The organism is Methylophaga sp., assembly GCF_048266885.1.
Taxonomy (GTDB): Bacteria; Pseudomonadota; Gammaproteobacteria; order Nitrosococcales; family Methylophagaceae; genus Methylophaga.
Genome location: NZ_JBLWYR010000009.1, coordinates 1 through 19072, shown reverse-complemented (window position 1 = coordinate 19072; position 19072 = coordinate 1). Strand labels below are relative to the sequence as shown.

The following is a 19072-nucleotide window of genomic DNA, read 5'->3' as shown; positions in this document are numbered from 1 at the left end:
ACGGGAGTTTTTGTTACCATTCCAACAGAATCCAGTTCGGCACTTCCGGGTTGGCAAGGTTATGGTTTTCAGTTTCCAAGGAACCATCGCCATCAGTATCCATCAGGTAATATGCTGGACCGATAGCCGGAGTGATTTTGATCATATAAAGCTGACCATTGGCACGGTATTCTTCGATAGTGCGATCTTCTTCCTGAATAATAGTAATTTCAGGTTCGATGCTTTCGCCATCTTGCAACGGTGGAGGTAAGACTGGAGGTTCAGTCAAATCAGGACCAGCAGCCCCTGCCCAGGCACTTCCTGTGATCATCGCGCTGATTGCGCATACAATGGCGAACGGTTTTAACATGACTTAGCTCCACTAAATTTCCGATAAAGATAGCATTTCCGCTACGATGATTAAAGCAATCTGTTTGCCACTATTTTCAGGCCTTGTGAACTATGACTCAAACTGCACCACTTATACTCGTTGATGGCTCTTCTTACCTGTATCGCGCTTATCATGCGATGCCGCCACTGACCAACAGCGACGGCGAATCAACCGGCACCATCTATGGTGTCATCAACATGCTGCGTAAATTGATCCGTGACTATAAACCTGAACATATGGCCGTGGTATTTGATGCCAAGGGCAAAACCTTCCGTAATGATCTTTATGCCGAGTATAAAGCCACCCGCCCGCCAATGCCGGACGATTTACGCGAGCAGATTGCGCCGATCCATGAAATTGTTAGAGCCATGGGACTGCCGTTGCTTTGTGTCGATAATGTGGAAGCTGACGATGTGATTGGCACGCTGGCAAAACAAGCCACTGCAGCCGGAATTGAAACGGTTATTTCGACCGGTGACAAGGATATGGCCCAGCTGGTCAGCGAGCATGTCACGCTGGTCAATACCATGAATAACAGTAAAACCGATATTCCCGCCGTAAAGGAAAAATTTGGCCTGACACCTCAACAAATTGTCGATTATTTGGCGCTGATGGGTGACAAGGTAGATAACATCCCTGGTGTTGATAGTGTTGGCCCGAAAACCGCGACTAAACTTCTACAACAATATGGCAGTTTGCAGGGCGTTATCGAACATGCTGATGAAGTTAAAGGCAAACTGGGTGAAAAATTACGAGCAGCCGTTGATGCTTTGCCACTTTCTTATCAGCTGGCCACCATCAAGATGGATGTCGAGCTGGATTTCACGCCGGAAACGCTGGATATGCAAGTAGCGGATAACCAGAAACTGGCTGAACTCTATCGTCGTTATGAATTCAAAAGCTGGTTACAGGAATTAGACTCTGCGCCTGCTGCGGCGACCTCGACAAAAGCTGATGAACCTGCCACCAGCATTGAAACCCATTACGAAACCATTTTGACTCAGCAGCAACTGGATAACTGGCTAGCTAGACTCAAAAAAGCAGAACTGTTTGCCTTTGATACCGAAACTACCAGCCTCAATTATCTGCAGGCACGTATCGTCGGTATGTCATTTGCCATTAAAGCGGGTGAAGCCGCTTATCTGCCGCTGGCCCATGATTATCCGGGCGCACCGGATCAGCTGGATTTTGATGCCACTCTGGCTCTGATGAAACCATTACTGGAGGATCCAAAAGCGCTGAAAGTCGGTCAGAACCTGAAATACGATCGGCATATTCTGCTCAATCACGGCATTGATTTGCAGGGTATTGCCCATGACACCATGTTGCAATCCTATGTGCTAGACAGCACGGCCACCCGCCATGATATGGATTCGCTGGCCGAAAAATATCTGAATCGCAGCACCATTCATTTTGAAGACATTGCCGGTAAAGGCAAAAAACAACTGACCTTCAATGAAATTGGTCTGGAAGAAGCTTCACCTTATGCCTGCGAAGACGCCGATATCACCTTGCAGCTGCACCATATTTTGTGGCCAAAAGTGCAGGCGATTCCATCATTGGAAATAGTTTATCGTGAACTGGAAATGCCGTTGCTGCCGGTGCTCAACACGCTGGAACGTAATGGCGTGCATATTGATATCTTTATGTTGCAGCAGCAGAGCGATCAACTGGCGTTGGATATTGATCGGCTGGAAAAAGAAGCCCATGCCTCTGCCGGTACCAAATTCAATTTGGGTTCACCAAAGCAGCTACAGGAAATTCTTTACGACCAGCAACAGTTGCCGGTACGTAAAAAAACACCCAAAGGCCAACCCTCGACCGCTGAAAATGTGTTGCAGGAACTGGCGGATGATGGCTATGAGCTGCCACAAATCATTATGCAATATCGCAGCTTAAGTAAGCTCAAATCCACCTACACCGACAAATTGCCACAGCAGGTCAATCAACAGACTGGCCGTGTGCACACCTCCTATCATCAGGCGGTCACTGCCACCGGCCGGTTATCGTCTTCCGATCCGAACCTGCAGAATATTCCGATCCGTACTGAAACCGGACGCAAAATTCGTGAAGCATTTGTTGCCGGTAAAGGTGCCAAAATCCTGGCAGCCGATTACTCACAAATTGAATTACGCATCATGGCGCATTTATCCGGCGATAAAAGCCTGCTGACCGCATTCGCCGAAGGTGAAGATATTCATCGCCATACCGCTTCTGAAATCTTTGGTGTGGAACCGGAAAACGTCACCGGCGATCAACGCCGCAGTGCCAAAGCCATCAACTTCGGTTTGATTTATGGCATGTCAGCCCACGGACTTTCTAAACAACTCGGTATCGAACGTCATCAGGCCGCCAAATACATGGACACCTATTTCGAGCGCTATCCTGGCGTCAGAAACTACATGGACAATACCCGTGAACAGGCCAAAAAAGATGGTTACGTCGAAACTATTTTCGGCCGTCGTTTATATCTGCCGGAAATCAACTCCAGTAACGGCCTGCGTCGCCAGTATGCCGAACGCACCGCCATTAACGCCCCGATGCAAGGCAGCGCCGCTGACATTATCAAACGCGCGATGATTTCGATTCATGACTGGCTACTCGAAGCGGATACCGGTATCCGCATGATCATGCAGGTACACGATGAATTGGTATTTGAAGTGCCCGAAGATCAGCTTGATTTGGCGAAAACTGAAATTGAGCAATTTATGATTAAAGCTGCTGAATTGGCTGTGCCGTTAGAAGTTGGGATTGGTGTTGGGGATAATTGGGAACAGGCGCACTAACGGGGTAATCAACCACAGAGTTCAAATGTTACCCCCTAAATCCCCTTTTGTGCTGACGAGTAGCGCAGGTTTATCTGGATAAGGATTGGTCAGTGTCTGAGCGCAGCGAGTTTTGACCAATCCCCAGATAAACCGAGCAACGCAGTGAAGCCGCAGGCCAGCACATGGGGTGCCCTTGGGTTGTTAGGGGCTTGGGCACGCAAGCCCCTGACTCGCGTGAGCGAAAGATCAGCTTAAATAGGGAAAATGAACCTAAAGCATAATTTCGCCTGAGGGCGAGTTCATTTTCTTTGTTTGCCCAAAGAAAACGAACCAAAAGAAAAGGCACCCCTTGTGTTGGCCTGCGGCTCCCCGAAAAAAATGGCCATCGCAGGGAAATCGAAAAAACTCGCTTCGCTCAAACATTCCGATTTCTAATCCTGCGATAACCATTTTTTCCGGCAACACAAAAGGGGATTTCGGAGAACCATTAAGATCTGTGCCTTTTTCTAAATCTCGTCTTAATTTCTATCTAAAAATCTGCGTAATCTGCGGATAAATTTTTAAGAACCTCCGTGCCCTCTGTGGTTAATATCTTAAGAACGCTTCTTAGCCCGAGGATGCGCAGCATCATAAACTTTCGCTAAATGCTGAAAATCGAGATGGGTGTAAACCTGCGTGGTGCTGATATCCGAATGCCCAAGCAACTCCTGCACGGCTCTCAAGTCACTGCTGGATTCCAGCATATGCGAGGCAAATGCATGACGTAACCGATGCGGATGAACGTGTTCGGAAATACCGTGTTTTTTGCCCCAGAAAGCCAGACGCTGTTGAATGGATCTCACGCCTAGTCGTTTACCTTGTTGGGTGGTGAATAAAGCTTGTTGTTGATAGAGGCCATTCTGATCACGTTTATCGAGCCAGACTTTCAATGCCTCAATCGCAGTGCGGCCAATGGGCAAAATCCGGCCTTTGTTACCTTTACCTGCGATGACATGCACCAGTTGCTGGCCGAAATCAACATCACGTAAATCCAATGCCGCCAATTCTGCCAGCCGCAGGCCGGACGAATAGAATAATTCCATAATTGCTCGATCCCGACAGGCGACAAAAGTGTCAGCCGGTGTGCTATCTAGCAATGAATTCATTTGATCGACATCGAGGGTTTTCGGTAAGCGCTTTTCAGCTTTGGGTGCCTGTACAGATTGCGCCGGATTATGATCAACCAGGCCTTCTTTGAGCAGATAGCGATAAAAACTGCGCACGGCTGACAGTAAACGTTGAATACTGCGGGCACCTAAACCTTTTCGATGCAGGCGGGCAATAAATAAACGAATATCGGCCGGTTTAAGTTGCTGCCAACCGGTAAATGATTGCTGCTGACAATATTCAATTAATTGCTGACAATCACGTTGATAATTGAGTACGGTATGCGGCGAAACCCGGCGCTGTTGCTCCAGATATTGCAGAAAATCCTGCAGTGGTGTTTGCAGCTCAGCTGTCATTCTGTCCGTGACAGAAACGGCGCATCAACCGCATAAACACTTCGCCGAGGAAGCTTAAATATTCCGTGCCCATATCGGCATGAAAGCGGTTGGCATCACTGCTGGCGATCGCCAGTAAACCAGCACAGGGTTCATGGCCTAAAGGCAAACAGGCCACCGAATGGACTTCATCGGCTTTTTCACCGAACAGTAATTGCTTCTGTGCTTTGGTCAGTCGACCACACACCGGTTGCTGTTTGGCCAGAATATGATCAAACGCTTTCAGTTGGCTGTCATCCGCATGTAATTCGGCAATATTGCCTTCGACTGATGGTAATTTTGGTTTTTGATCGCCGCTGTAAAATAATCTTAACGACACTTCGTCAGCCGAGAACTCTTCTTTTAGTTGTTGCATCAAGGTTGCCAATAGACCTTGTAGATCCTGACAATCCATCAACCGCAAACAGAGTTGATGAACTCGCTGTTGCAATGCGGCGTTGCTATGTGCGTTATCGATTAGTGCGTGCAATTGATCGTGCAGTTGCTGATTTTTTTGACGTAATTGCTCACGCTGTCGTTGCGCTAGTGAAATAGTGCCTTCAGGTGACTTTTCAAATTCCAGCTCAGATAATAAATCCGGCTGTCCGATTAAAAAATCTGTGTGCTGCCGTAAAAAATCACTGACTTGTTCAGCGCTTACAGATTGTTGAGTGTTGCCCACGCAATTTCTCCATCAAATACATGTTGTGCTGGTCCGGTCATCCACACCGAGGCGTCTTCATCTGGCCAGCTAATTTCTAATGTGCCGCCTGGTAATAAAACATTGACCTGACGTCCCAGTAATCCTCGACGAATACCACTGACTACTGCCGCACAGGCACCCGTTCCACAAGCGGTGGTTTCAGCAGATCCTCGTTCATATACACGTAATTTTATATGTTCATGATCCACCAATTGCATAAAGCCGACATTGACCCGCTCTGGAAACTGCTCATGGTTTTCTATTTTTGGTCCCAACTCACCGACTGGCGCGTTGGTCACATCATCAACCAATAAAACTGCGTGGGGATTTCCCATCGATAATGCTGCTATCTCTACCCGCCTTCCAGGTTCAACTACCAGCATATAGGTGTTGCTGGCTTCAGGCGTTTTAAAGGGGATTTGTTCAGGTGAAAAACGTGGCTTGCCCATATCAACGCAGACCTGACCATCCACCTGCAAAGTCGGATAAATTACGCCGGAAGCTGTTTCTACAGCAATCGAATCTTTGTCGGTCAGCCCATTATCACGAACATATCTTGCAAAACAGCGTGCACCATTGCCGCATTGTGACACTTCTCCGCCATCGGCATTAAAAATCCGATAGCGGAAATCGACATTGGGCAAATCAGTTTTTTCTACCAGTAGCAGCTGATCACAGCCAATACCAAAGTTCCGATCCGCCATAAAACGAATTTGCTCAGCCGTCAGTTGCACAGACTGATTAATGGCATCAATGACCACAAAATCATTACCCAGACCATGCATTTTGCTGAATTTCAACATAGGGTTAATCCTGCAATATCTGCTCACCAGCATAGAGACTTTCAACGGACTCACGCTGACGAGCGACATGCATGGTTGCGCCATCAACCATAATCTCTGCTGCACGCGGTCGTGAGTTGTAATTGGAACTCATGGTAAAACCATACGCTCCAGCAGAGCGAATCGCCAATAAATCTCCGCTTTGGATTGCCAGACTGCGATCTTTGCCTAAGAAGTCACCGGTTTCGCAAACCGGCCCGACAATATCGAAGTCTTGCTCGACTTCACCAGCACGCGGTTTGACGGCTTCAATCGCCATCCAGGATTGATACAAGGCGGGTCTTAATAAATCATTCATTGCCGCATCGACAATAGCGAAATTTTTAGCTTCAGTCCCTTTGATATATTCCACTTTGGTCAGCAAAATACCAGCATTGCCAGCAATCGCTCGACCAGGTTCCAGCATGATTTCCAGATCACGACCTTTTAACTGTGCTTGCATAGCTTTAGCATATTCAGCCGGGGTAGGCGGCGTTTCGTCGCGATAACAAATACCCAGTCCGCCACCAATATCCAGATGTTTAATGCTAATACCCTGCTCGGCTAAGGCATCAATCAAAGCCAATACCCGTTCCAGAGCATCAACAAAAGGTGACACTGAGGTTAGCTGTGAGCCAATATGACAATCAACGCCAATCACTTGCAGATTCGGCAATGCATTAGCTTGTTGATACACCGATAAAGCATCATCAATAGCAATACCAAATTTGTTTTCTTTTAAGCCAGTTGAAATATACGGATGGGTTTGTGCATCAACATCTGGGTTTACCCGAATAGAAATTGGTGCCGTTTTACCAAGACTGACGGCAACATCACTGATACGCTGCAATTCTGGTACTGATTCCACATTAAAACAGCGGATGCCGGTTTTCAGGGCATAGCCAATTTCTTCAATCGTTTTACCGACACCTGAAAACACGGTTTTCTCAGCTTGGCCACCAGCCGCAATGACACGAGCGAGTTCACCAGCCGACACAATATCAAAGCCCGAACCCAATCTCGCAAGCACATTTAATACCGCCAGATTTGAATTGGCTTTGACGGCATAACAAACCAAATGGGGATAAGCACTGAAGGCATCATCAAAGGCTTTCCAATGCTGTTCAAGTGCCGCCCGGGAATAGACATAGGTTGGCGTGCCGAACTGCGCCGCTAATTCTGTCAACGATTGCTGCTCAGCGTACAATTCACCGTCTTTTTGTGTGAAAAAATCTTGCATGTTTTTAGGAAACCTTCACAGTGTTAGCCTGACCTTCTGGCAGGTATAAATCGCCCTTAAGACCGCATGAAGCCAGTATCGACATGGTACACAGAACGAGCGCCAGAACTTTCCAGCTAGGTATTTTTCGCATGATGTCTTCCCCGATGCATTAATGGCAGGCAGTATACACAGGAATATCCGCGACAGGCCCACATTGGAAACTAGAATTTATTATTTAACTTACATACTATTAGGGCCTGTTTATTTTTCATAGCCGCTACTGTTTGAAGCTACGAAAAATAAATAGACCCTAGTGCATTGAACGTAAGCATTATATTAAGGAATCCCGTCCAGAAATGGCAAATATGACAGCACCAATCAGACTAAGCGGTCTTGCTAGGCGACTAGTAAGTGAAGGTTTGCTGAGTGAAGATCAGGCACAGACTGCCCAGATTACCGCCAAACAGGCTTCACAATCGTTTGTTACCTATCTTGTAAATAACAAGTTGCTTAAGAGTGATGTAATCGGCGCTATTGCTTCACAAGAATTCGGCGTGCCGCTATTTGACCTCGACAGTATGAATATGGAGCTGGCGCCAACCAGCCTATTTCAAGAGAAGCTGATTCGCCAGCATAATGCTTTGCCTTTATTTCAACGTGGCAAGCGTCTTTATGTAGCGGTTTCGGATCCGACCAACCTCCAAGCTCTTGATGAGTTCCAGTTTAATACCGCCTTAAACACCTTTCCTGTTTTAGTGGATGAACAAAAGTTATCTGTCACTATCGAAAAAGCCTTGGATAACAAAAACCAGGTGCTGGATGATTTTGATGATGCCGAACTGGATGATATAGATTTAGGCCCGGATGATGACGGCGATCGCGGCGCAGAACTTAGCGAAAAAAATATTGATGACACACCGGTCGTCAGATTTATCAACGGTATTCTGACCCAAGCAATTAAGGCTGGTGCTTCGGATATTCACTTTGAACCTTATGAAAAAAAATACCGAGTTCGGGTTCGTATTGACGGTATTTTGCATGAAACGAAAACTGCGCCAGTAGCTTTAGGCGGACGGATTGCTGCGCGCCTGAAAGTATTGTCGCGAATGAATATTGCTGAGCGTCGTGTACCCCAAGACGGCCGGATGCGATTGAAAGTATCCAAGACCAAAGCCATTGATTTTCGTGTCAGTACCTGCCCGACCTTGTTTGGTGAAAAAATCGTTTTGCGTATTCTTGATCCGACCAGTGCCCAATTGGGTATTGATGCATTAGGGTATGAAGAAGACCAGAAAAAAATCTTTATGGAAACCATGCATAAACCTTACGGCATGGTGCTGGTTACCGGTCCGACTGGTAGTGGTAAAACCGTTTCGTTATATACCGCACTGAATATTCTGAATACTGATGACCGGAATATTTCTACGGCAGAAGATCCAGCAGAGATTAATCTTCCCGGTATTAATCAGGTCAATGTGCATCCGCAGATCGGTCTGGGTTTTACCGAATGTTTAAGAGCCTTTTTACGGCAGGATCCTGACGTTATCATGGTCGGTGAGATTCGTGATTTGGAAACCGCTGAAATCGCGATTAAAGCGGCGCAAACTGGACACATGGTGTTTTCCACACTGCATACCAATGATGCACCGCAAACCCTTACCCGTTTGGCCAACATGGGTGTACCTGCCTTTAATATAGCTTCTGCTGTCACGCTGATTATTGCTCAGCGTCTGGCTCGTCGACTATGCCAACATTGCAAAGCTGCAGAAACACTGCCCAAGGAAACCTTACTCGAAGAGGGTTACAGTCCAGAGCAAATTGCGACCGATTTCAAAGTTTACCGTGCTGTGGGTTGCGATCAATGTACCGAGGGGTATAAAGGTCGTGTTGGTATCTATCAGGTCATGCCGGTTTCAGATGCAATGGGTCGAATGATTATGGAAGGTGGTAACTCGATGCAATTGGCCGATCAGGCAAAAGCTGAAGGTATTGCCGATTTACGGGCTTCTGGTCTGAAGAAGGTCATGGCCGGGTTAACCAGTCTGGAAGAAATTAACCGCGTTATTAAGGAATAAACCGTGGCCACAGCAAGTAAAGCGAAACTTAAACCCAAAAAAGCCGATTTACCCACACTCTATATATGGCAAGGCACAAATAAGGCTGGCCGCAATGTAAAAGGTGAGCAGGCGGGTGAGAGTGTTCAAGCTGTTCGTGCAGATTTACGTCGTCAAGGTATTACTCCTGGCAAAGTTCGCCGCAAGCCCAAAGATTTATTTGCTCCACGTAAACCCAAAATCAAGCCGGTTCATATTGCTATTTTCAGTCGTATGCTGGCAACGATGATGTCTTCAGGCGTACCTATGATGCAATCACTGCAAATCATAGGCGAAGGCCATGAAAATGCCAGCATGCAGGAGATGATTCTGGCCATTAAAGCCGATGTGGAATCCGGAACCAGTTTGGCTGAGTCATTAGCCAAATTCCCGTTACATTTTGATGATCTTTATATTAGTCTTATCAACGCAGGTGAACAGTCAGGTACGTTGGAAGCCCTTCTACATGAAATTGCGACCTATCAAGAAAAAACTGAAGCACTGAAATCCAAAATTAAAAAAGCGTTGGTCTACCCAACTGCCATTATGGTGGTGGCATTTATTGTTACCGCCATTTTGATGATCTTTGTTATTCCACAATTCCAGGCATTGTTTACTGGCTTTGGTGCAGACCTTCCTGGGCTGACCAAAATGGTTATTAGTATTTCGCAGTTTTTCCAGGATTTCTGGTGGTTAATTTTCGGCAGCATCATTGGTTCGATAATGGGCTTTATGGCTGCCCGCAAACGCTCTCGTAAAATCCAGCACTTTATGGACCGAATGTTATTAAAATTACCGGTTATCGGCGATGTATTAACTAAGGGTGCGATTGCACGTTTTGCCAGAACATTTTCGGTCATGTTCAAGGCCGGTGTACCAATGGTAGAAGCCATGACATCGGTCGCAGGGGCTACAGGTAATATTGTTTACAATGAAGCCACGTTGGAAATGCGTGATGATGTTTCGACCGGTACACAATTAAACAAAGCAATGACTGATACCGAGCTGTTCCCCAATATGGTGGTTCAAATGGTTTCCATAGGTGAAGAATCCGGTTCTCTCGATGCGATGCTGGCCAAAGTCGCCGACTTCTTTGAACGTGAAGTCGATGACGCAGTGGATAACATGACGGCATTGATGGAACCATTCATTATGGCTTTCTTGGGTGTTTTAATCGGTACACTTGTTATTGCGATGTACTTGCCGATTTTCAAACTCGGCGCAGTCGTTTAACCCTATGTCGCTCATTTATCTGCTGGAAAGCTCCAGTATTTTTTTTATTAGCAGTGTTTTTATTCTGGGTTTATTGGTCGGCAGTTTTCTGAATGTAGTGATTCACCGACTGCCGTTAATCATGCAGCGCGAATGGGAACAACAATGCCATGACTTAATTGGTTCGGCGGTTCCTGAGACAGATGAGCTGACATTAAGTAAACCCCGCTCTCGCTGTCCGCATTGCGGTCATGCCATTACCGCATTAGAAAATATTCCGGTTATTAGCTACCTGGTACTCAAAGGTCGCTGCAAAGACTGCAAAGCCCCCATTTCGAAACGCTATCCACTGATTGAGTTGCTGACCGCTATTATTTCAGCATTGGTTGCCTGGCATTTTGGGTTTGGACCTGCGGTTTGTGGAGCATTACTTCTAAGCTGGGCTTTGGTGGCACTGACCTTTATCGATGTGGATCATCAGTTATTACCAGACAGTATCACGCTACCATTATTGTGGCTGGGGCTCATTTTTAATCTGTTTGATACTTTTACCGATATCAACTCAGCAGTGATTGGCGCTATCGCAGGCTATCTCGCCCTCTGGATGGTCTATCACGCCTTTCGTTTGGTTACGGGCAAGGAAGGCATGGGGTACGGTGATTTCAAACTACTGGCAGCCTTGGGAGCCTGGATGGGTTGGCAGGCTCTGCCAATGATTATTTTATTGTCATCTCTAGTGGGTGCATTGGTCGGTATCAGCCTAATTTTGTTAAAACAGCAACATCGAGATAATCCAATCCCGTTTGGGCCCTACCTCGCCGCAGCTGGTTGGTTAGCCTTAGTTTGGGGAGATAGTATGACTAGTGGCTATTTGAACTGGAGCGGGTTAGGCTGAAATGGTATTTCGGGTTGGCCTTACCGGAGGTATTGCAGCAGGTAAATCCACTGTGTCCTCATTATTTGAAAATATGGGTATTCAGGTTATTGATGCCGATATTATTGCCCGCCAACTAAGTCAGCCTGGAACACCGCAATATCAGTCAATTGTCGATACGTTTGGCAAAGATTATCTGCTTGCCGATGGTCAGTTACATCGGCTAGCATTACGTAAACGACTGTTCTCGGACGCCGAAGCCAAACAAACCCTAGAACATATTCTGCATCCAGCAATACGCCAACAGCTTTTACAACAGGCAAGTGAAGCCCAAAGCCGCTATTGCATTTTAAGTATTCCGTTATTAATTGAAGCCAATATGCAGTCTCTTGTGGACCGTATCGTAGTTATTGATCTGGATGAACAAATGCAGAGAGAGCGTCTACAAAAACGGGATAACCTCTCGCTTAAAGAAGTCTCTGCACATCTCGCCGCTCAAACAAACCGCACCAAGCGATTGCAATATGCGGACGATATCATCGACAATAGTGATGGAATTGAAAAATTGAAATTTCAGGTCACACAACTACATGCGTTATATTGTCAGTTGGCTGAGGCAGCAGAACATGAATCCAGGTCAACAAGCTGACCTTTATGACTAAATGATAAATACACTATGTCTGACATTATCACCTACGAACAACCACTGAATGAACGCATAAGAACATTCCTGCGGCTGGAGTTTCTGCTGGCCCGAGTGGATTATGCCATGCAGCACGATGATGAAATGAGTCATCGTGAAGCCATTGATGCCATGTTGAGTATGTTGCTGGTATTTGAACGTGGTGATATGAAGTCGGAAGTGACCAAAGAAGTTGAACGGTTGATTACCAATTTGTCCGCGCTAGAAAACTCGCCAGGTGTCGACAAAGAGACTTTGGATGCATTACTTGCTGAACTGGATCAGACACTTGATGCACTGCAAATTCGTAAATCGGCAATTGGCCAAGTGCTCAAAGAAAATGAGTTTCTTTACAGCATTCGCCAACGTTCCAGCATTGCCGGTGGTACCTGCGATTTTGATTTACCGGCCTATCATTATTGGTTACAGCATTCCTCGCTCGAACAACGCCAGCAACAATTAAATTATTGGCTGGAACAATTTGTGGCAGTACGGGGCGCAATCAATATATCGCTACAACTAATTCGCGGCAGTGCTGGTTTTAGTACTGCGCAAGCCGAGAAAGGCTTTTTTCAACGTAGTCTTGATAGTAATTTGCCAACCCAATTAATCCGGGTTCGTATTCCGTCAACTACGCCTTATTACCCAGAAATAAGTGGCGGCAAACACCGTTTTACGGTGCGTTTTATGACGTTTGATATTAATCAACGTCCTCAACAAATTAATGATGATGCGGATTTTCAGCTTAGCTGTTGCACGATGTAATTATGGTATTGAAAGTAAATTGTCCCCAATGCGGACGTAAAGTTGAATGGATTGATGACAACAAATGGAAGCCGTTCTGCTGCGAACGCTGCAAATTAATCGATCTGGGAGAATGGGCTGCGGGCAATCATCGCATAGCCGGTGAACCGGTGATTGATCCGGAAGACGATCCCAACTCGTTTCATTAAAATCTATTGATATTTCAAAAACACAACTAGCAGGCTATGGAATCTAATCAGCGTAAAGGCTTTGCAGTCGCTCGATAATTTCCACGTTTGCAGCAGGAAAATCTTTTTCTTTCAAAGCTGTTAATGCGCACCATTGCAACGGCTGCCCTTCCTTACCGGTTGCGTCACCAACAAAGTTGGTCACTAACCAGACATCAAGCTCGACCTGCAACTCAGGATAATCATGAACGATTTGCATGAATGGTTCAGCTTGCTCTACCTCTAGCCCAACTTCTTCTTGTAATTCACGCTGTAACGCTTCTAATCGGGTTTCATTGACTTCTCGCTTGCCACCCGGGAATTCCCACAAATCACCTTGATGCTGATGCGTATGACGACGTGCAATTAATACCTGTTCATGTTTATTGAGAATAATACCGACAGCAACTTGTAGACGTTTTTTCATCAATTATTTTTCAGTACAAATAAGGTACCGCAGTATGGACAAAGCACTTCGCCATGACTTTTGATTTCAAGATACACCCTGGGGTGTGCATTCCATGCCGGCATATCCGGCATAGGACAACTGATAGGCAGATCTTTTTTGGTCACTTCATAGCGTCGCTGTGCACAGGCTTGTTTGGTCTCTGACATAACGCGCTATCTCCTGTTTTAAATCGGTAAAGCGAGCATCCGATCCAACGCCAATTTGGCTTCTTTGGCAGTCACCGAATCGACTGACACCTGATTGACCACATGACCCTCTACTAGGTTTTCCAGTACCCATAACAAATGCTGAGGATCGACGCGGAACATGGTTGAACACATACAAACGGTCGGAGACATAAAGTGAACCGACTTGCCCTGATCCTGGAAGCGTTCGTGCAACCGATTCACCAGATTCAATTCGGTACCTACCAACCAGCGGGTGTTCGGTTCACTATTGGCAATAGTATTCACAATATATTCAGTTGAGCCGACATAATCTGATTTTTGGCAGACTTCAAAACTGCATTCCGGATGCGAAATGACTTTAGTTTCCGGATATTTTTCCAGGAAGTTATCAATCTGTTGCGGCTGGAACATTTGATGCACCGAGCAGAAACCTTTCCACAGAATAATTTTGGCTTTTTTCAATGCTTCCGGCGTCAATCCACCCAATGGTTTATCAAAATCCCACACTACCATTTCTTCCAGGGGAATCCCCATTTTGTAACCGGTATTGCGGCCTAGATGCTGATCCGGAAAAAACAGTACTTTTTCGCGCTGGGCAAATGCCCAATCCAGCACATGGGGGGCATTGGTAGAAGTACAGACAATTCCGCCATGTTTACCACAGAAGGATTTCAGGTCTGCAGCTGAGTTGATATAGGTGATCGGGGTGACCATTTCATCCGGGTCCAACACTTCACTCATTTCTTGCCAGGCACGATCGACATTCACCCGATTTGCCATATCGGCCATTGAACAGCCGGCCGCCATATCAGGCAAGATTGCAATTTGGTCAGGACGAGAAAGAATATCCGCAACTTCGGCCATGAAATGCACGCCACAGAATACGATGTACTGAGCATCTGATTCGGCAGCATTGCGAGATAACTTCAGTGAATCACCAGAGTAATCAGCATGTTTAAAAACTTCGTTACGCTGGTAGTGATGTCCCAAAATAACTAAATCGTCGCCCAATTTCTGTTTTGCAGCAGTAATGCGCTGATCGCAGACTTCATCATCAATTGAGAAATATTGTTCAAACGGGATTGCCGTTGTTGCTAGTTTTGTAGCCACTTCGCTTTCCTCTTAAATCCAATTTTGCCTTTTTACTCAGGTTTCTGCTGTTGGCGCTTTACGCAGGCGAATGTTCAATTCTTTCAGCTGCTCATCACTAACAGGACTTGGTGCATTGGTTAACAAACAGGCCGCTGACTGAGTTTTCGGGAATGCCATCACATCACGAATCGAAGACGATCCAGTCATCAACATTGCCAGACGATCCAGACCAAATGCCAAACCACCATGCGGTGGGCAACCATACTTCAATGCTTGCAGCAGGAAGCCAAATTTCTCTTCCGCTTCTTCAGCGGGAATACCCAGCATTTCAAATACTTTCTGTTGCAAATCCGTTTTATGAATACGAATCGAACCACCGCCTAACTCAGTACCATTTAACACCATGTCATAAGCACGAGACAGACATTTGCCTGGATCGTTACTTAATAAATCAATATCTGACTCTCGTGGTGCAGTAAACGGGTGATGCAAGGCATACCAGCGTTGTGTTTTGTCATCCCATTCAAACATGGGGAATTCAACCACCCATAATGGTTTCCAGCCATGTTCAACCATATTTAAATCATGACCAACTTTGACACGCAATGCGCCCAAAGATTCATTCACGATAGTGGCTTTGTCGGCACCAAAGAATACCAAGTCGCCGGTTTCTGCTGCCGTTCTTTGCAAGATGGCATCTACCACCTCATCAGGGAGGAATTTGAGAATGGGTGATTGCAAACCTTCACGGCCAACAGCAAGATCATTCACTTTAATATAGGCCAGCCCTTTAGCACCGTAGATGCTGACGAACTTGGTGTAATCATCAATTTCTTTACGGCTTAAAGAGTTGCCACCCGGTACGCGTAAAGCGGCCACACGTCCATTTTCATCATTGGCTGGTGCAGAGAAGACCTTGAAATCAACACCTTGCATCAAGTCACTTACATCAACTAACTCCAGTGCAATTCGCAGATCGGGTTTATCACTGCCATAACGATCCATTGCATCGGCATAGGTCATTCTTGGAAAAGGATTCGGTAACGGTTGTTCTAATACATTGGCAAACAGATCGCGGATCATTTCTTCCATCAATTGCATTAAATCCTCTTCTTCAACAAAAGAGGTTTCAATGTCCAACTGGGTAAATTCTGGCTGACGATCAGCACGTAAGTCTTCATCACGGAAGCAACGAACAACTTGATAATAGCGGTCCATACCCGCCACCATCAGCAATTGTTTAAATAATTGTGGAGACTGTGGCAAAGCAAAAAAATCACCTGGATGAGTTCGGCTTGGAACCAAATAATCACGCGCGCCTTCTGGCGTAGCTTTAGTCAGGATAGGCGTTTCAATATCCATAAAGCCATGATTATCGAGGTATTGACGTAACTGACGGATTATCTGTGAACGGAAACGCAGCTTTTGCAGCATTTCGGGACGGCGTAAATCAATATAACGATGACGTAAGCGAATATCTTCATTGACTTCAGCTTGTTCAGTCAGCGGGAAAGGCGGCGTTTCAGAACTGTTCAGAATAGTAACGCGCTTGGCGATAATTTCGATTTTGCCGCTTTTTAAATCGGTATTTTCGCTGCCCGCGGGACGCGGATTTACAACACCTTCAATTTGTAACACATATTCACTGCGTACTTTTTCAGCGACGGCAAAGCTTTCTGCATCTTCTGGGTTACAAACAATTTGCACCAGACCTTCACGATCTCGCAAATCAATAAAGATGACACCACCATGATCTCGGCGACGATGCATCCAACCTGCAACTGTTACCGTTTGTTCAACCAAAGATTCGTTTACATCGCCGCAATAATGGCTACGCATAATTATTCCAACATTCCAAAAATACTGTTCAACACTACACCGTTCATCTTAAAGAGAAGGTGTCCGAAATTTTTTATTCAACGAATTGCTGAGCCTGAATTTTCTTTTGGTAGGCTTGTGAATTTGGCACTACAACCCCCATCGAAATAATCATTTTCAGCCCTTCTTCTACCGCCATGTCTAATTCAATCACATCAGACTCCGGCACCATCAACACAAAGCCCGATGTTGGGTTTGGTGTTGTCGGGATAAACACGCTGATGACATTGGCTATCGTTTTATCCTGCACTTCACCCAGATCATCAGAAGTCATAAACGCCAGGCTCCAAACGCCTTTGCGTGGATATTCCACCAATAATACTTTGCGAAACGACTTGGCATCCGTCGCCAGAACCGCTTCCATAATCTGCTTGACCGCTGAATAAAGCGTTCTGACCAGCGGAATTCTTGCCAATAACGATTCCCAGAACGCCACTAATCGACGTCCTAACAAATTCGCCATTATCATGCCGGTTACCAGAACCAGGGTGATGGCTAATAAAACACCCAAGCCCGGAATATGAAACCCCAGCAGCTTGTCCGGCTGAAAGGAATCCGGTAATAACAACAGACTTTTATCTAAAAAACCAACAATTGCCCGTACCACCAGGAAGGTCACTCCAAGTGGCATCCAGACCAACAGGCCCGCAATTAAATATTTACGCATTTAAATGTTTAATGGCTGCACCCTGTTCCACAAGTGTGTCCAGCAGAAGCTGAACTGTCTGAAGCGCCACTATCAGCAAGATTTCGTTTTGAGCCCGATTTGAAATCTGTCTCATACCAACCCTGGCCTTTCAGACGAAAACCCGCCGCTGAAATTAATTTTTTCAAGCTGGGCTTATGGCAGGCTGGACAGTCTAACAATGCGTCATCACTAATCTTTTGCAAAGCTTCAAAATTATGATTGCAGGCATCACAGCGATATTCATAAAACGGCATGAGGTTACTCCCTAAAAACGAATCAAAAAACAACGCTGCTTATAAATGCGGCAATAAAAATTTGTTTCAAGCTTAAAACCCATTGATTATACCGAAAATATACAATTTCAGTCTTTGCCATTTTCACTCCTGATGGTTAATCCATATAAAGTGCTCGATATTATCTATATTAAACGCGCGTGCCATTACCGCTCTTACTCAATTTTATGGAGCAGCCAGAGTCTCGAACAAACTTGCTCTATTTAGTATTAATTCCAGAATTATCTTTGCCCGGGTTAAATATTAAGAAACATATTTCCACTTGCTATATATAAAAGGTCACACCTGGCACTTTAACAAGTAAAAAGCTCTATATTGTCTAGGTACTCTATGGCTTCAACACAGTGAAAAAGACACTGCGTCATATGACACAAATTTTCAAATTATCATGGACATATCTTGGAAACCACCAGTATAGTTACTCCTTTTTGTGCTGCTATTGCCAAGAGAATTACGTGGGGAAACACGTGACTAACTGCGTTCAGTGTGTGTTCAGCTTCGTTATGGGAGACTGGCACCGCACTGAGGCAAATAACTCAATAAAGAGAGGAAATATTCATGAAATATGGTAAATCACTGATCGCGGCTGCATTAGGTGCTGCATCTTTGTTTTCTGCAGCTGCAATGGCTGAAAATCATGTTGTAACTGCACAACTGACGTCTTTTGACCCCATGGTTATCAAAATTCAACCAGGCGATACTGTATCTTGGGACAAAATGAATGGTCACCTGGTTAACACAACCTTCACAGGGTCTGATGGTGAGCACGAATATCTTCCAGAAGGTGCTGAAGGTTTTATGTCTCAAATGGGCGAAAACTTTCAAACGAAGCCTTTAACAGTTGAAGGTGTTTACATGTACAAATGTGACCCACATTGGGGCGCTGGCATGGGTGGAGCAATTATTGTTGGTGAGCCAACTAACTTACAAGCAATTGTAGACTCTAAACCAAAAGGCGCTTTGAAACGTCTTGTGAAAAAAACTGAACAAGCTGCTGCAGAATAACTTTCACTTTCTGCTAAGTAACCCTAAAAGCCCGCATAATAATGCGGGCTTTTTTGATCCAAAACATTCCTTGCTATGCTAAAATTTACTGGTTTTATCTCAGCAATCCCGAGACATTGATGCTCTGCTGGATTCACATTAAATAACATATCAGGGGATATTCATCTGATGAGCGACTCTATAGATACTGGCAAAAGACGGTTTTTAACTGCCGCCGCTAGTGTGGTAGGCGGTGCTGGTGTAG

The 19072-nt window shown here is 45.5% G+C and carries 20 protein-coding genes; 8 read left to right on the top strand and 12 right to left on the bottom strand.

Going from position 1 to position 19072, the window contains the following annotated elements; all coding sequences use genetic code 11:
* Positions 1–13: 13 nt before the first annotated feature.
* Positions 14–349 (bottom strand): DUF2782 domain-containing protein, encoded by a 336-nt coding sequence (locus tag ACN0V2_RS05895; protein ID WP_417549866.1) that lies wholly within the window; start codon positions 347–349, stop codon positions 14–16.
* 92 nt (positions 350–441) lie between these two features.
* On the opposite strand from ACN0V2_RS05895, the gene polA reads away from it, so the two are divergent.
* Positions 442–3156, top strand: a complete 2715-nt coding sequence (polA, locus tag ACN0V2_RS05890; protein WP_417549865.1) for a DNA polymerase I — start codon at positions 442–444, stop codon at positions 3154–3156.
* A gap of 575 nt (positions 3157–3731) precedes the next feature.
* Here polA and xerC read toward each other — a convergent pair.
* The 5 genes from xerC to lptM are packed head-to-tail and all read right to left on the bottom strand — an operon-like array spanning position 3732 to position 7555.
* Positions 3732–4628 (bottom strand): tyrosine recombinase XerC, encoded by an 897-nt coding sequence (xerC, locus tag ACN0V2_RS05885; protein ID WP_417549952.1) that lies wholly within the window; start codon positions 4626–4628, stop codon positions 3732–3734.
* Position 4629: 1 nt separating this feature from the next.
* Positions 4630–5340 (bottom strand): DUF484 family protein, encoded by a 711-nt coding sequence (locus ACN0V2_RS05880; protein WP_417549864.1) that lies wholly within the window; start codon positions 5338–5340, stop codon positions 4630–4632.
* Complete coding sequence (gene dapF / locus ACN0V2_RS05875) at positions 5316–6164, bottom strand: diaminopimelate epimerase (RefSeq protein ID WP_417549863.1); 849 nt, start codon at positions 6162–6164, stop codon at positions 5316–5318. The genes ACN0V2_RS05880 and dapF overlap by 25 nt, the downstream gene beginning before the upstream one ends.
* Before the next feature lie 4 nt (positions 6165–6168).
* Complete coding sequence (gene lysA, locus ACN0V2_RS05870; protein WP_417549862.1) at positions 6169–7422, bottom strand: diaminopimelate decarboxylase; 1254 nt, start codon at positions 7420–7422, stop codon at positions 6169–6171.
* Between the two features lie 4 nt (positions 7423–7426).
* Entirely contained in the window at positions 7427–7555 is a 129-nt protein-coding gene (gene lptM, locus ACN0V2_RS05865; protein ID WP_417549861.1) for an LPS translocon maturation chaperone LptM, read from the bottom strand.
* 205 nt (positions 7556–7760) lie between these two features.
* Here lptM and pilB point away from each other — a divergent pair, with 205 nt between their 5' ends.
* From pilB to ACN0V2_RS05835, 6 genes are read left to right on the top strand one after another with little or no spacing between them, the layout of a single operon-like run.
* The gene (gene pilB / locus ACN0V2_RS05860; protein WP_417549860.1) at positions 7761–9479 is read left to right on the top strand and encodes a type IV-A pilus assembly ATPase PilB; all 1719 of its coding nucleotides are present in this window, start codon (positions 7761–7763) and stop codon (positions 9477–9479) included.
* A 3-nt stretch (positions 9480–9482) separates the two neighbouring features.
* A complete protein-coding gene (locus ACN0V2_RS05855; RefSeq protein ID WP_417549859.1) occupies positions 9483–10730 on the top strand; it encodes a type II secretion system F family protein in 1248 nt (415 codons plus the stop codon).
* A 4-nt stretch (positions 10731–10734) separates the two neighbouring features.
* On the top strand, positions 10735–11604 hold the full coding sequence (locus tag ACN0V2_RS05850) for a prepilin peptidase (RefSeq protein WP_417549858.1): 870 nt from the start codon (positions 10735–10737) through the stop codon (positions 11602–11604).
* A 1-nt stretch (position 11605) separates the two neighbouring features.
* Positions 11606–12232, top strand: coding sequence for a dephospho-CoA kinase (gene coaE, locus ACN0V2_RS05845; protein ID WP_417549857.1), 627 nt, complete (start codon positions 11606–11608; stop codon positions 12230–12232).
* Between the two features lie 27 nt (positions 12233–12259).
* Positions 12260–13030 carry a cell division protein ZapD gene (zapD, locus tag ACN0V2_RS05840; RefSeq protein WP_417549856.1) on the top strand — a complete coding sequence of 257 codons (771 nt, stop codon included), beginning with the start codon at positions 12260–12262 and terminating at the stop codon, positions 13028–13030.
* 2 nt (positions 13031–13032) lie between these two features.
* Positions 13033–13218, top strand: coding sequence for a DNA gyrase inhibitor YacG (locus tag ACN0V2_RS05835; RefSeq protein ID WP_417549855.1), 186 nt, complete (start codon positions 13033–13035; stop codon positions 13216–13218).
* 43 nt (positions 13219–13261) lie between these two features.
* Here the strand turns inward: ACN0V2_RS05835 and mutT are convergent, their stop codons facing one another.
* From mutT to ACN0V2_RS05805, 6 genes are all read right to left on the bottom strand, one after another.
* Positions 13262–13663, bottom strand: coding sequence for an 8-oxo-dGTP diphosphatase MutT (gene mutT, locus ACN0V2_RS05830; RefSeq protein WP_417549854.1), 402 nt, complete (start codon positions 13661–13663; stop codon positions 13262–13264).
* Positions 13663–13851, bottom strand: coding sequence for a zinc-finger domain-containing protein (locus ACN0V2_RS05825; protein WP_417549853.1), 189 nt, complete (start codon positions 13849–13851; stop codon positions 13663–13665). Before ACN0V2_RS05825 ends, mutT begins: the two co-directional genes overlap by 1 nt.
* An 18-nt stretch (positions 13852–13869) precedes the next feature.
* Positions 13870–14982 (bottom strand): quinolinate synthase NadA, encoded by a 1113-nt coding sequence (gene nadA, locus ACN0V2_RS05820; RefSeq protein WP_417549852.1) that lies wholly within the window; start codon positions 14980–14982, stop codon positions 13870–13872.
* A gap of 36 nt (positions 14983–15018) precedes the next feature.
* Positions 15019–16803: an aspartate--tRNA ligase gene (gene aspS / locus ACN0V2_RS05815; RefSeq protein ID WP_417549851.1), complete on the bottom strand. Its 1785-nt coding sequence runs from the start codon at positions 16801–16803 to the stop codon at positions 15019–15021.
* 73 nt (positions 16804–16876) lie between these two features.
* Positions 16877–17509 (bottom strand): DUF502 domain-containing protein, encoded by a 633-nt coding sequence (locus tag ACN0V2_RS05810; protein ID WP_417549850.1) that lies wholly within the window; start codon positions 17507–17509, stop codon positions 16877–16879.
* An 8-nt stretch (positions 17510–17517) separates the two neighbouring features.
* Positions 17518–17784, bottom strand: a complete 267-nt coding sequence (locus tag ACN0V2_RS05805) for an FmdB family zinc ribbon protein (RefSeq protein ID WP_417549849.1) — start codon at positions 17782–17784, stop codon at positions 17518–17520.
* 597 nt (positions 17785–18381) lie between these two features.
* Here ACN0V2_RS05805 and ACN0V2_RS05800 point away from each other — a divergent pair.
* Positions 18382–18828 (top strand): plastocyanin/azurin family copper-binding protein, encoded by a 447-nt coding sequence (locus tag ACN0V2_RS05800; RefSeq protein WP_417549848.1) that lies wholly within the window; start codon positions 18382–18384, stop codon positions 18826–18828.
* Positions 18829–19072 lie beyond the last annotated feature (244 nt).